We start from the raw sequence: 13,595 nt of genomic DNA on the forward strand, positions 1-13,595 counted from the left end.
CGGCCCGCGTCCCCTCGGGGGACCGCGTGGCGTACCCGCCATGCGAGGGGCTGTCATGAAGAAGGCCCTGGTGCTGTTTTCAGGCGGGCAGGATTCCACCGCCTGCCTGGCCTGGGCCTTGCAGCGTTATGCCGAGGTCGAGACCATAGGTTTCGATTACGGCCAGCGGCATCGCGTCGAGCTGGACTGCCGGCAGGTGCTGCGCCGCGAGCTGGCGGCGCAGTTCCCGGCCTGGGCCGCCAAACTGGGCGCGGACCATCTGCTGGACCTGAGCCTCCTCGGCCAGATTTCGGACACCGCGCTGACCGAGGCGCGCGCCATCGAGATGCAGGCCAACGGCCTGCCCAACACCTTTGTGCCGGGCCGCAATCTGCTGTTCCTGAGCTTCGCCGCCACCCTGGCCTACCGCCGCGGCGCCTCGGTGCTGGTGGGCGGCATGTGTGAGACCGACTACTCTGGCTACCCCGACTGCCGCGACAACACGCTGAAGGCCTTGCAGGTGGCGCTGAGCCTGGGCCTGGACGCGCCCATGACGCTGGAAACCCCGCTGATGTTCCTCACCAAGGCCGAGACCTGGGCGCTCAGCGCGCAGCTCGGCGGCGCGGCGCTCAACGAGCTGATCATCGAGCACAGCCATACCTGCTACCTAGGCGAGCGCAGCCAGCGCCATGCCTGGGGCTATGGCTGCGGCAGCTGTCCGGCCTGCGAGCTGCGCGCGCGCGGCCATGAGGAATACCGGGCCGGGCTGTCGCAATGAACGTTTGGTCCTGGGCCGGTTGGGCCAGCCTGGCGGCGCTGTTCTTCTGGGCCGTGGGCGCCTACAACCGCGTGATGCGGCTGCGCAATGCCATTGTGGCGGCCTATGCCCAACTGGACGAGGCGCTGAACCAGCGCGCCGCGCTGTGTGCCAAGCTGCTGGGCCTGCTGCGCCCGCTGCTGGTCACCGAACAGGCCACCTTCGACGCACTGGAGACGGCCCAGGCCGAAGCCCATGCGGCGGCCCAGGCGGTGCGCGCGCGCCCCTTTGCGGCCGACCCGCTGGCCAATCTGGCGGTGGCCGCGGCCGTGCATGCGGCCGCGCTGACGCGCCTGATGTCGCTGATCGAGCACCATGGCGAGCTGCGCGAGCATGCCGAGGTCTACACCCTGGCCGACGAACTCAAGATGGTGGAGCGCCACCGCGCCTTCGCGCGCCAGGTCTTCAATCAGGCGGTGGGCGCCTACAACCAGGCGGTGCAGCAGTTCCCAACCCGGGTCTTGAGCAGCTTCTTCGGCTTCGCCGAGGCACGTTCGCTGTAGGGCCTCAGCTGCAGACGATCGCGCCCGAGCTCACCAGCTCCTGGAACAAGGCCATCACCGCGCGGCCGCTCATCGCGTAGGGGTCGAGTTTGGTCGAGGCGCAGTACTTCAGCACCAGCGCGGGGTTAAGGCGGTGCAGGTTGACCTGGCCCATGGTCCAGCCGGCGAACTGGCGCTCGGGCACCTCCTCGTAGCTGAGCAGGATCACATCCTTGTGGCGCGCGTCGCCGACGATGTGCTTGTAGCGCGCGTTCACCGCGTCGCGGCCGCCTTCCAGCAGCTGTATGAACACGCCCTCGCTGTAGCACAGCAGGCCGGTCAGGCCCTCGGCGGGATTGTGTTCGCGCGACTGCTTCAGGATGGTGGCGAGATCGGCGTCGCTCAGGGGCTGGACGGCGCGGCTGGCGTAGAGGAGGCGGACTAGCATGATGGGGTCACTTCTTGCTCAAGAGTGAGAGGAATTCGCGGCGCAGGTTCGGGTCCTTCAGGAAGGCGCCGCGCATCACACTATTGGTCATCATGGACTCGCTGTCCTTGACGCCGCGCCAATGCATGCAGAAATGGTCGGCCTCCATCACGATGGCCAGGCCGTCGGGCTGCACGCGTTCCTGCAATTCGTTCGCCAGCATGGTGACAGCCTCTTCCTGGATCTGCGGCCGGCTCATGATCCAGTCGGTCAGGCGCGCGTACTTGGAGAGGCCGATCAGGTTGGAATGCTCGTTGGGCAGGAGGCCGATCCAGACCCGGCCCAGGATCGGGCAGAGGTGGTGCGAGCAGGCGCTGCGCACCTTGATGGGCCCGACGATCATCAGCTCGTTGAGGCGGGTGACGTTGGGGAACTCGGTCACCGGCGGCGCCTCGACATAGCGGCCCTTGTAGATCTCGCGCACGAACATCTTGGCCACGCGCTTGGCGGTCTCCTGGGTGTTGTGGTCGCTGTCGGTGTCGATCACCATCGCGCGCAGCACCTCCTGCAGCTTGGCCTGCACCTCGGCCTGCAGCTCGTCCAGCTCGCCCGCTTCGATGAAGGCCGCGATATTGTCGTTGGCATGGTGGCGGCAGTTGGCGCTGATGAGGCGGTAGCGGATGCGCTCGGACGCTGGCAGGGCGGCCAGTTCGGCGGCGGCCAGCTGGGGCTGATTCTTGGCGGGCATGGGTGTCTCGTCACTCGTCGGATGAGTCGGTTGCCGGGCATTGTGGCCGGATTGGCATAACCTTGCAGCGCTGGGCTGGCTCTACACTGCCGCCGTGTCCAAGCCCGCCGCCACTCCCCAAGCCGCCACCTTGCAGCGCCTGCTGCTGCAAGTGGCCGATACCGTACAAGCCGTGCGCAGCGGCCAATCGCTCACCGAATTGTTGGGGCGCTGCCCGGCAGCGCTGCGCCCGGGCACGCAGGCGCTGAGCTTTCTGGTGCTGCGCCGGCTCGGCAGCGCCCAGGCCCTGCGCGCGCTGCTGGCGCCCAAGGCGCCGCCGCCCAAGGTGGACAACCTGCTGATCTGCGCCCTGGCCCTGCTGCTGCCGTCCCAGGGTGAGGCCGCCCCGCCCTATGCCGAGCACACCGTGGTGGACCAGGCGGTCAGCGCGGTGCGCCAGCGCGCCCAGGGCAGCGCCAATTTCGTCAATGCGGTGCTGCGCCGCTTTCTGCGCGAGCGCAGCGCCCTGCTGGCGCAGCTGCAGGCCGATGCGGTGGCGACCCACAACCACCCGGACTGGTGGATCGCGCAGCTGCGCCAGGATTGGCCCGCGCAATGGCCCGCCATCCTGGCCGCCAACAATCTGCAGCCGCCGATGACGCTGCGCGCGAACGCCCGCCACGGCACGGCCGCCGCCTATGTGGAACGCCTGGCCGCGGCCGGCATCGCCGCCCAGGCCCTGGGCGGCGTGACGCCGCAGGCGCTGCGCCTGGCCAAGGCCGTGCCCGTCACTGCCCTGCCGGGCTTCGAGGCGGGCGAGGTGTCGGTGCAGGACGCCGCCGCCCAGCTGGCCGCCCCGTTGTTGCTCTTGCACTGGCAGCCGCAAGACCTGACCCCGGGCGCCCGGGTGCTGGATGCCTGCGCCGCGCCAGGGGGCAAGACCGCGCACCTGCTGGAGCTGCGCCCGGACATCGAGCTGCTGGCCCTGGATGCCGATGCCAAGCGCCTGCAGCGCGTGCAGCAGAACCTCGACCGCCTGGGCCAGCGCGCGACGTTGAAGGCCGCCGATGCGCGCCAGACCGCCGCCTGGTGGGATGGCGAGCCCTTCGACGCCATCCTGCTGGACGCGCCCTGCAGCGCCTCGGGCATCGTGCGCCGCCACCCCGACGTGCGCTGGCTGCGCCGGCCGGGCGACATCCCCCAGCTCGCGGCCATCCAGACCGAGCTGCTGGAGGCCTTGTGGCCCACGCTGAAGCCGGGCGGCCGCCTGGTCTATGCCACCTGCTCGGTCTTCAAGGCCGAGGGCCAGGCGCAGACCGACGCATTTTTGCAACGCCATGCCGACGCCAAGTCGATCGCGGTGCAAGGCGTCACGGGTCACCTGCTGCCCCTGGCCGACAATGAGACGCAGGGAGCCGCGGCTTTGGACGGCTTCTACTACGCCCTCATCACCAAGCAAGCCTGACCCCTGACACGCGCCTTGATCCTCAGCACGCCCTTCCCGTCCACCGCCACGCTCGCCAGCGCCGCCCGCCCGGGCCGGGCGCTGCTGTGGCTGGCCGGGCTGCTGTTGTGGCTAGGGCTGGGGCTGGCGCGCGCCGACGGCGTGCTGCTCAACCAGCTCAGCACCGAGCGCGTCGACGATGGTCTGGCGCTCAGCTTCAGCACCCGTTTCGAGCTGCCCAAGCCGGTGGAAGAGGCGCTGGCCAAGGGCGTGCCCATCTATTTCTCCGCCGAGGCGGCGGTGCTGCGCAACCGCTGGTACTGGCGCGATGCCCGCGTGGCGCGTGCCTCGCGCAGCTGGCGCCTGGCCTGGCAGCCGCTGACCCGGCAATACCGCGTCAGCACCGGCGGTCTGAATCAGAGCTATGAGAGCCTGGCCGAGGCGGTGGCCTCGCTGCGCGGCGTGTCGGGCTGGCGCATCGCCGAGGCCAAGGAGCTGGAGGACGATGGCCGCTACTACCTGGAGTTCAGCTACAAGCTCGACACCAGCCAGCTGCCGCGGCCCATGCAGATCGGCCTGGGCGCGCCGCAGGGCTGGGACCTGAAGGTCGAGCGCACGCTCAACCTGAACCCGGACTTCAGCGCCAAGCTGGCGCCATGACAAAAGCGGCGCGTTGGGCCTGGGTGGTCTCCCTGGTGGCGGTGACCGGCGCCTGCGGGGTGCTGGCCTTCCTGCTATCGATCGGCGCCACCGCGCCGCGCGGCTTCTTCGAGCGCCACTATGTTTGGCTGTTCTGGCTCAATGTGGTGGTGGCGGCGCTCTTGGTGCTGGTGATCGGCATCGCCGCGGTACGCCTGGTGGTGCGCGTGAAGCGCGGCAAGTTCGGCAGCCGGCTGCTGCTCAAGCTGGCGGCCATCTTCGCACTGGTGGGGGTGGTGCCGGGCCTCTTGATCTACACCGTCTCCTACCAGTTCGTGAACCGCAGCATCGAGAGCTGGTTCGATGTCAAGCTGGCGAGCGCGCTGGATGCCGGCCTCAAGCTGGGCCAGGGCACGCTGGACAGCCTGGTGGAAGACCTGGGCGTGAAGACGCGCAGCGCCGCCGAGCGCCTGGCCGAGCTGGGCAGCATGCCGCAGACGCTGGCGCTGGAGCGCGTGCGCGAGCAACTCTCGGCGCGCACCGTGGCCCTGGTGGGGCCCAACGGCCAGATCCTGGTGGGCGTGGGCGGCGACACCCATTCGCTCACCCCCGACCGGCCCCAGCCCGAGCTGCTGCGCCAGGTGCGCGCCCGCGGCCTGGTGAGCAAGATCGACAGCCTGGAGGAAGACCCGCCGCGCCTGCGCGCGCTGGCCCTGCTGCCTTCCAGCGAGCTCAGCCTGGGCGGCGGCGATCGCTACCTGATGGTGGTGCAGGCCCTGCCCGCCAGCATGGTGGCGAATGCGCTGGCGGTGCAGGCGGCGAATGCCGAATACCTGCAGCGCGGCCTGGAGCGCGACGGTCTGCGCCGCATGTACCTGGGCACCCTCACCCTGGTGCTGGTGCTGGCGGTGTTTGCCGCCCTGCTGCTGGCGGTGACCCTGGGCAACCAGCTGGCGCGGCCACTGCTGCTCTTGGCCGACGGCGTGCGCCAGGTGGCCCAGGGCGACCTCACGCGCAAGCCGGTGCTGAGCTCGCGCGACGAGTTGGGCGGGCTGACGCGCTCGTTTGCCGACATGACCCAGCAGCTCGCGGATGCGCGCGGCCTGGTGGAGCAGAGCGTGGCCCAGCTGGAGAGCGCGCGCACCAATCTGCAGACCATCCTCGACAACCTCACCGCCGGCGTGATCGTGTTCGATGCCCGGCAGCGCATCGACACCGTCAACCCCGGTGCCACCCGCATCCTCAAGCTGCCGCTGGCGGCCTACCGCGGCCGGCAGCTGGACGAGGTGCCGCAGCTGGCGGCCTTTGCCAAGGCGGTCTGGCAGCGCTTTGAGATGAATGCCGGCACCCAGCTGGGCGCCGAGGGCGCGGCCGAGCGCGACCATTGGCAGGAGGCCTTCGAGCTGCAGCTGGACCAGAGCCAGGACGTGCTAACCCTGCTGGTGCGAGGCGCCTCCTTGCCGCATGATGCGCGCCTGATGGTGTTCGACGATATCTCCGAGGTGGTCTCAGCCCAGCGTTCCCAGGCGTGGAGCGAGGTGGCGCGCCGCCTGGCGCATGAGATCAAGAACCCGCTCACCCCCATCCAGCTCTCGGCCGAGCGCCTGCAGCACAAGCTCGAGGCCAAGCTCGAGGGTGCCGACCAAGCCATGCTGGTGCGCTCGGTGGCCACCATCGTCAACCAGGTGCAGGCGATGAAGCAGCTGGTGAACGAGTTCCGCGATTACGCGCGCCTGCCCGCCGCCAGCCTCAAGGGCCTGGACCTGAACGCGTTGGTGAGCGAGGTGCTGATGCTGTACGCGCCGGCCCAGGAAGCCGGCCGCCTGCATGCCGAGCTGACGAGCGACCCACCCCTCATCAATGGCGACGCCACCCAGCTGCGCCAGGTCATCCACAACCTGGTGCAGAACGCGCTCGACGCCGTGAGCGAGCGCCCCGACGGGCATGTAAGCGTGCGCACGCAGAAGGCTTTCAGCGATGCTGGCGAGCTGCGCGGCCTGCGTCTGCAAGTGACGGACAATGGCCCCGGTTTTGCGGACAAGGTGCTCAAGAGGGCCTTCGAGCCTTACGTGACGACCAAGTCCAAGGGCACCGGCCTCGGACTGGCGGTGGTGAAGAAAATCGCAGATGAACATGGCGCGCGCATCCGCCTGGTGAATCTGCACAAGGAAGGCGACGAGGCGCTGCCGGTAGTGGGCGCTCAAGTTTCGTTATCATTTTCAAAACTCGCGACTGCACCGAGCCCGGCCGAGACGCCAGAGACGCGCCGGCCCGCGTGAACAGTAGGCATACATGGCAACCATTCTTGTAGTCGACGACGAACTGGGCATTCGAGCCCTTCTGTCTGAAATCCTCTCCGACGAGGGGCACACCATCGAACTGGCGGAGAACGCCGCCCAGGCCCGCAGCGTGCGCGAGCGCATGCGTCCGGACCTGGTGCTGCTGGACATCTGGATGCCCGATGTCGACGGCATCACCCTGCTCAAGGAGTGGGGCAGTTCGGGCCAGCTCTCGATGCCGGTGATCATGATGAGCGGCCACGGCACCATAGACACCGCGGTGGAAGCCACCAAGTTCGGCGCCATCGCCTTCCTGGAAAAACCCATCACCCTGCAGAAGCTCTTGCGTGCGGTGGAGCAGGCCCTGGTGAAGACCGCGCCGCGCCCCGCGCCCACGGTGACCATGGCCAGCTTCGAGCGCAGCGAGTTGGTGGGCGGCCTGCCCATCTCGCATGCGCCCACCGGCCTGAGCGTCGCGCCCGTGGCCGTGCTACCGCCGCAGGGCCTGGCCTCCGAGCAGGTGTTCGAGCTGGACCGACCGCTGCGCGAGGCGCGCGATGCCTTCGAGAAGAGCTATTTCGAATTCCACCTCGCCAAGGAGAACGGCTCGATGACCCGCGTGGCCGAAAAAACCGGCCTCGAGCGCACCCATCTGTACCGCAAGCTCAAGCAGCTGGGTGTCGATCTCACAAGAAACAAGCGCAACAGCGGAATTTAGTGCTACACTCTCGGTCTTCGCTGATTTGAGCGGCTTGAAAAAGCCACCAAGCAGCGGCGACAAGACAAGGCCTGGTAGCTCAGTTGGTAGAGCAGCGGATTGAAAATCCGCGTGTCGGTGGTTCGATTCCGCCCCAGGCCACCAAACGCAAATGGCTCCCCTCGTGGGAGCCATTTTCGTTTGGCGGTTCGCGGAGCGGATGAGAACCACGTTCGCTCTACGGCAGCCAGTGGCTGCCGTAGGACATCGCGCAGCGATGGTCCGAAGTGCCCGGGAGGGCACGGAGGATGACTGATCGGCCCAAGCCGAGCAGTCACAATCCGCCCGGGTGGCAGGCGCGCAGCGGTGTTGGGCCAACACTCCCGCACTTAGGCGAGATCCCCACATCCCCACCCCCCGCGTCTTCAAGCTGTCATCAAGCCCGCCGACACTGGCGCCATGAACAGCAACAGCCACAGCATCCAGGCCCAGCACCTCCATCGGCTCCTGCAGACCACCCGGCAAGCCTGGTTGGTCAAGCCGCCGCGGCCGGTGCCAGGTCTTGTCAGTAGCGCAGCTCCAGCAGCTCCCGCAGCACGGCATTGATGCTCTTGCGCAGCGCGCCCTCGTTGGCCAGGCGCAGGCGCTCGTTCTGGTCCAGCATGGCGTCGCCGAACTCGGCCACATGCACGCTGCGCAGCTCGCGCTGGTAGAGCTTGTTGTTGTTGCCATTGCCGCCGCCGGCCTTGTCCAGCAGTTCGTAGGCCATCGTCAGCACCACGCGGGCGTCGCCTACCGCCACCACCGGTTGCTCCAGCGCGAGCAGCGCGGCGCGCAGCTCGTAGCGGCCGCCCTGCGGCTGCTGCGCCAGCATGCCGGCGGCCTTGAGCGATTCCTGCAAGGCCACGCGCAGCGCTTCGTCGCCGATCTTGGAGCCCCAGAGGCGGCCGGTCGGCTGGCCGCCCAGCACCTGGCCGAGCTGCACCTGCTGCTTGAGCGCCTCGGGCACCCAGCCGCGCAGCTGCAGGCCCTCGGCCACGCTCAGGCGCATGCCCTCGGGGTCGGCGGGCGTGCCGCAGCCGGTCAGCGCAAGACCTGACCCCAGCAGGGCCAGGAGTGATGTGCGGCGTTGCATGGCGTGCTCCTCGATCAAAGTCGGCGGTGTTGCAGGGCCGGCAGCTGGGCGCGCAGGGCGGCCATGCGCGGCGCGTCCAACTCGGCGATGGCCAGGCCCTCGCCCTCAGGCAGGCAGGCGAGCACCTCGCCCCAGGGGTCGACGATCATGCTGTGGCCCCAGGTGCGGCGGCCGTTGGGATGCATGCCGCCCTGGGCCGGCGCGATCACATAGGCCAGGTTCTCCACAGCGCGGGCACGCAGCAGCAGCTCCCAATGCTTCTGCCCGGTGGTGTAGGTGAAGGCCGCCGGCACGGCCAGCAGGTCGCAGGGGTCACCCCCACCCATGGCGCCCATGGCACGGTAAAGCTCGGGAAAGCGCAGGTCGTAGCAGACCGAGAGCCCGAGCTTGAGCGGCCCGGCCCGCAGCGTCACCGGCGCCTCGCCGGGCTCGAGCACGCGGCCCTCGTCATAGCGCTCGCGGCCGTTGTCGAAGCGAAACAGGTGCAGCTTGTCGTAGCGCGCGGCGCGGCTGCCGTCGGGCGCATAGACGCAGCAGGCATTGCGCACCTTGTCGGGCTGCGCGGTCCTGATCGGCAGGGTGCCGCCTATCACCCACAGGCCCAGCTCGCGCGCCGCCTGGGCGAGCATGGCCTGGATGGGGCCCTCGCCATCGACCTCGGCGATGGCCAATTTGTCGGTGTCGGCCGTGCCCATCAGGCAGAAGTACTCGGGCAGGGCCACCAGCTCGGCGCCCTCGGCCCTGGCGGCCTCCATCCAGTGGCGCGCGCGCGCCAGATTGGCCGCCAGCTCGGGGCCCGAGACCATCTGTATCGCTGCCAGCTTCATGATGACGGTGCCACTCCTGAGGCCGCCTCCTCGGGCGGCTTGTTGCTGCGCTCGGACGACTTCTCGATGCGATCGACCTTGGGCGCATCCCAGTTCCCGGTGACATGGAATTCCTCCGTGCCGGCCGCCGCCATGGGCTTGCGCAACAGCCATTGGGCCAGGAAGGTGCCCAGGCCGATCGCCGGATTAATGGCCGCATAAGCCAGCGAAGCGCCACCCATATTGAGCTCGGGCACCACCAGCACGCGCAGGTCCTGGGTCTCGGCGGCGAGATCGGCCTGGCCCTCCATCAGCACCGCCGCCTGCACGCCCACCATGCGCAGATTGCTGGTGTGCGCCACGCCCTTGGCAATGCGCAGGTCGCCGCCAAAGCTGTCGAACGCAAAGCCCTGCGAGAACACATCGCGGAAGTCCAGCAGCAGGCGGCGCGGCAGCGATTGCAGGCTCAGCACGCCCAGCAGCCGGCCCACCCCGGGCTCGGCCTGCAGGAACTGGCCGGCGTCCAGCGCCACATGCAGCTGGCCGCCCATGCTGGGGTAGTCGGGGCTCAGCGGCGAGCCCTGCCAGCCGAGCTGGCCGTTCAGCCTGCCCTTGCCGCCGCGCAGGATCTGCCCCTGGCCCAGGGCCTGCAGCAGCTTGCCGCCGTCGCTGACGTCCAGCTGCCAATCGAGCACGGTGCGGCGCTGGCTCTGTCCGGCGTCGGCCAGCCATTGCCCGGTGGCGTTGAACAGCGCGTCGGGGTGCTTGAGCTGCAGCTTGGCGAGCTTCCACTCGCGCGTCGGCCCCACCAGCTGGGCATCGACCTCCAGGCGGCCCAGCTTCTTGCCACGCAGCTCGAAGTCCTCCACCACGATGTCCAGGGCCGGCACGCTGCTGGGCTGCTTGTCCAGCAGCTGCAGCACCGAGTCGGCCTCGCTCTTGGGCAGGGCCAGGCGGCCCAGACGGGCGTAGACGCGGCCGGGCTGGCCGGCGCGCGCCTGGCGCAGCTCCAGGTAGCCGCTCAGCTGTTCGGCATCGATGGTGGCGCGCCAGCCGTTCTGCTCGGGCGCGCGGCTCAGGCCCGCCACCAGGCGCGTGATCTGGCGGCCCGCGGCCTTGAAGCTCTGCGCGCGCAGGGCCAGCTGGCTGGGCGCGTAGCCGCTGTCGATGTTCTCCAGGCTCACCGGGCCGAGCAGGCGCTGCGCGCTGGCGAGCCAGGCGTCGGCATCGAAACTGGCCAGATTGGCCTGCAGCTGCACGCCGCTGGGTGGCAGGGGTGGCAGGTTGTCCTGCACGCTCAGCGCGCCGCGCAAGACCTGCGCGCTCTCGCCACCCAGCTCGCGCAGGTAATGGGCCTGCAGCTGGTTGCCCAGCTCCAGGCGCAGCTCGTCGCGCATGGCGCCGTCATTCGCATTGCCCGGCAACAGGCGCGATTGCAGGCGCAGGCTGAGCGTGCTGTCGGCCTCCTTGCGCAGCGGCGCCGGCAGCTCCAGCGCCAGGCCCTGCAGCGAGCTGCCGAGGCTGAACTCGGTCTGGCCCCTGACAAAGCCCAGCTCCAGCTTGTAGCCGGTCGAGCCGCTCATGAACTGGGCCAGGCGGCTGGGCAGGCCCAGCTCGCTGGCGCGCCGCAGCGCCTCGGCGCTGAACTGCCCCTGGGCACTGAAGCGCAGGCTGCCGTCGGCCTGGCTGCCGCCCTCGAACAGGGTCTCGCCGCCCAGCACGCGTGCGCCGGCGGCCTGCAGCTGCACGCCCTTGCGGTCGAAGTCGATGCGCGCGCGCGTGTTGGCAAACAGCGGCGCATCGGGCCGCAGGCGCAGCTCGTTGCCGACCAGCAAGACCTGACCCTTGACGCTGGACTTGCTGGCGTCCAGCAGCGGAATCTTCAGGCCCAGCTTGAGGTTGGCGTTGCCGCTGGCGCTGGCGGCGTCCAGGCCATGCGAGGTCCATTCCGACAGCGGCGAGCTGCGCATGAAGCGCAGCAGCTCGGCCAGCGGGCCGCGGCCCTGGCCGTCCATCTCCAGCTGGGCCTGGTGCGCCAGCGTCGGGATGCCGCCGTTCACATTGAAGAGCTCGTAGCCCAGCACCTTGGCGCGGCCCTTGCGGATCCACATGCTGCCGCGCTCGAAGATCAGCTCGGCATTGAGCTGCTCCATCACCGGCCAGGGCGAGTTGTAGGCGGGGCTTTGCTCGGTGGCGGCGTGGCTGGGTACATAGGCCAGCTCCACATCTTTCACCTGGGTGCTGATGCGGAAAATGCCGCCGCCTGCCGCACGCGGGCCGTCGAAGGGAAAGTCCGCCAGGTCGCCGCGCACGCGTGCCTGCACCTGCTGCGCCTCGCCGCCGCGGATGGCATCGCGCACATAGCCGCGCGCGGTCTCGCCCACCACCAGCGGCAGGTAGCGCACCACGCGCCGCGCGGGCGCCTGGTCGATGCGTCCGGTCAGATCGAGGCTGCCGGGCAGGCGCGCGCCGCGGCCGCTGCCGGGCTTGCTGCCGGTGCGCCAGCTGGCCTCGAACTCGCCTTTTAAATCCTCGTTCTGCAGGCGCAGCTCGCTGACGCGCAGCTCCACCTGGGGCGGGCCGCCGTCCTTGCGCGTCGTCTCGATGCGCCAGTCGAGCCCGGCGCTGAGCGTCTGCAGGGGGATGCGCGGCTCCTCGAACACGCCGGGAAATTCCAGCATGCCGTCGCGTATCGCCAGCCGCGCCGTGCCGCCCTTCTCGGTGGCGTCGAACTGCAGCTGGGCGCCGGACAGGCCCGGGCGGGCTGCACTGTGCGCATCGGCGGGCACGCCGGCGGCCAGGCTCAGCTGGTCCAGCGCCCCCTTGATGCGGTAGCTCTGCGGCGCCTCGGGCGAGCCCTCCCAGCGCGCGCTGAAGGCGCTGACGCGGCCGCTGGGCGCCATCTGCTGCGCCAGCTGGTGCGCGGCCGGCGGCACCGGCAGGCGCGCCATGATGCGCGCGGCCAGGCCCAGGTCCATCTGCTGGGCCGTCAGCTCGCCGCCCAGCAGCTCGCCCAGTTCGGCGCCCAGCACCTGGGAGGCCTGGCGCGTGCGCAGCGAGAGCGACCAGTCCGAGCGCGGCCACACCAGGCCCTCGCCATCCTCGAAACCGAGCTGGCGCGCGCTGAAGCTGAGGCCTTGCGCATTGCGCTGCATGGCGAGCCGGCCGGCGATCTGGGCCAGCTCCAGCGCCTCGATGCGCTTGCCCAGCTTGAGCTTAACGGCGCGCAGCCCCAGATCGAGGGTGGCGGCCTGGCTCTGGCCCTGCTTGATCTCCAGCCAGGCGCGCAGCGCGCCATCGCCCTCGCTGAGTTCGAAGGGCAGGTCCAGGTAGCGGCGCAGCTCGCGCACATCGGCGCGGGGCAGGTCGGCGAACAGCGAGCCGCTCCAATGCTGCAGATCGCCGGGGCGCTTGAGCAGCGACTGGGTGAACTGGCCGCGCAGCGAGAGCCGCTCGCCCCAGGCCGGCGGGGGCGTGGCGTCGAGCCGCAGCTCATGGCGGCGCAGGCCGTTGCGCAGCACCAGGTCCACGCGCGCGAGCTCCAGCGGCGGCGCCTGCCGCGCCTCGTCGATCCAGCGCACGCGGCCGTTCAGGATCACGAACTCATGCTGGACGAAGAACCAGTCGGCCAGATCGCCGCCGGCCTCGGCGCGCTCGGCCTCGTCCACGCTCAGGCCGGCCACGAAGATGCGGCCCTGGGCGTCGCGCCGCACCACCATCTCGGGGGCGTCGATCAGCAGCTGCTCGAAGCGCAGCTCCAGCGCCAGCAGCGAGCGCGCCGAGAGCGCCGCCGCCACGCGCGGCAGGCGCAGGGCCTCGCGGCCATGCTGGTCGATGAGGCGCACATCGCGCATTTCCAGCGCCGGTATCCAGCCGCCCGAGCGCACCTCGATCTGGCCGATCTGCAGGTTCAAACCCAGCGATTTGGAGGCCTGTCGCGCCAGTGCGGGGCGCCATTCATCGATGTGCGGCAGAATCGCCCAGTGCAAAACCAGCCAGGCCAGCAGCACCAGGCTCCATGCCAGCAGCACCAAGGCCACGGCCCATCCGGCGCAGCGGCGGGCCCAGCGGGCGGGGCGTTTGGCGGCGGCGAAGACGGTGGCTAGCAAGGACATGTAGAAGGCAGGCGCTCGCGAGCGCGTGCACACAGGATGAGAAACGAT

11 protein-coding genes and 1 tRNA gene are annotated in these 13,595 nt (G+C 69.7%); 7 read left to right on the top strand and 5 right to left on the bottom strand.

Features of this window, described 5'->3' with window-relative positions; translation table 11 throughout:
- The first annotated feature begins 55 nt into the window (after positions 1–55).
- Positions 56–757, top strand: coding sequence for a 7-cyano-7-deazaguanine synthase QueC (gene queC, locus WG898_RS22395; protein WP_339605005.1), 702 nt, complete (start codon positions 56–58; stop codon positions 755–757).
- Positions 754–1,299, top strand: coding sequence for a LemA family protein (locus tag WG898_RS22400; RefSeq protein WP_339605006.1), 546 nt, complete (start codon positions 754–756; stop codon positions 1,297–1,299). Before queC ends, WG898_RS22400 begins: the two co-directional genes overlap by 4 nt.
- 4 nt (positions 1,300–1,303) lie before the next feature.
- On the opposite strand, the gene WG898_RS22405 is transcribed toward WG898_RS22400, so the two are convergent.
- Both WG898_RS22405 and folE read right to left on the bottom strand, forming a co-directional pair.
- On the bottom strand, positions 1,304–1,726 hold the full coding sequence (locus WG898_RS22405; protein ID WP_339605007.1) for a BLUF domain-containing protein: 423 nt from the start codon (positions 1,724–1,726) through the stop codon (positions 1,304–1,306).
- Between the two features lie 7 nt (positions 1,727–1,733).
- On the bottom strand, positions 1,734–2,453 hold the full coding sequence (gene folE, locus WG898_RS22410) for a GTP cyclohydrolase I (protein ID WP_339605008.1): 720 nt from the start codon (positions 2,451–2,453) through the stop codon (positions 1,734–1,736).
- A 94-nt stretch (positions 2,454–2,547) separates the two neighbouring features.
- Here folE and rsmB point away from each other — a divergent pair, with 94 nt between their 5' ends.
- The 5 genes from rsmB (at position 2,548) to WG898_RS22435 (ending at position 7,656) form a co-directional block, all read left to right on the top strand.
- On the top strand, positions 2,548–3,897 hold the full coding sequence (gene rsmB / locus WG898_RS22415; RefSeq protein WP_339605009.1) for a 16S rRNA (cytosine(967)-C(5))-methyltransferase RsmB: 1,350 nt from the start codon (positions 2,548–2,550) through the stop codon (positions 3,895–3,897).
- Positions 3,898–3,912: 15 nt separating this feature from the next.
- On the top strand, positions 3,913–4,536 hold the full coding sequence (locus WG898_RS22420; protein WP_339605010.1) for a DUF4390 domain-containing protein: 624 nt from the start codon (positions 3,913–3,915) through the stop codon (positions 4,534–4,536).
- Positions 4,533–6,794 carry a sensor histidine kinase gene (locus WG898_RS22425; protein WP_339605011.1) on the top strand — a complete coding sequence of 754 codons (2,262 nt, stop codon included), beginning with the start codon at positions 4,533–4,535 and terminating at the stop codon, positions 6,792–6,794. Before WG898_RS22420 ends, WG898_RS22425 begins: the two co-directional genes overlap by 4 nt.
- 13 nt (positions 6,795–6,807) lie before the next feature.
- Positions 6,808–7,512, top strand: coding sequence for a response regulator (locus WG898_RS22430; protein ID WP_339605012.1), 705 nt, complete (start codon positions 6,808–6,810; stop codon positions 7,510–7,512).
- A 68-nt stretch (positions 7,513–7,580) separates the two neighbouring features.
- Positions 7,581–7,656 (top strand) — tRNA-Phe (locus tag WG898_RS22435).
- A 400-nt stretch (positions 7,657–8,056) separates the two neighbouring features.
- Here the strand turns inward: WG898_RS22435 and WG898_RS22440 are convergent.
- From WG898_RS22440 to WG898_RS22450, 3 genes are read right to left on the bottom strand one after another with little or no spacing between them, the layout of a single operon-like run.
- Positions 8,057–8,626: a hypothetical protein gene (locus WG898_RS22440; RefSeq protein ID WP_339605013.1), complete on the bottom strand. Its 570-nt coding sequence runs from the start codon at positions 8,624–8,626 to the stop codon at positions 8,057–8,059.
- 14 nt (positions 8,627–8,640) lie between these two features.
- Positions 8,641–9,453: a carbon-nitrogen hydrolase family protein gene (locus WG898_RS22445; RefSeq protein WP_339605014.1), complete on the bottom strand. Its 813-nt coding sequence runs from the start codon at positions 9,451–9,453 to the stop codon at positions 8,641–8,643.
- Complete coding sequence (locus WG898_RS22450; RefSeq protein WP_339605015.1) at positions 9,450–13,547, bottom strand: YhdP family protein; 4,098 nt, start codon at positions 13,545–13,547, stop codon at positions 9,450–9,452. Before WG898_RS22450 ends, WG898_RS22445 begins: the two co-directional genes overlap by 4 nt.
- Positions 13,548–13,595 lie beyond the last annotated feature (48 nt).

It is taken from the genome of Paucibacter soli, from assembly GCF_037482845.1.
Classification (GTDB): Bacteria; Pseudomonadota; Gammaproteobacteria; order Burkholderiales; family Burkholderiaceae_C; genus Paucibacter_B; species Paucibacter_B soli.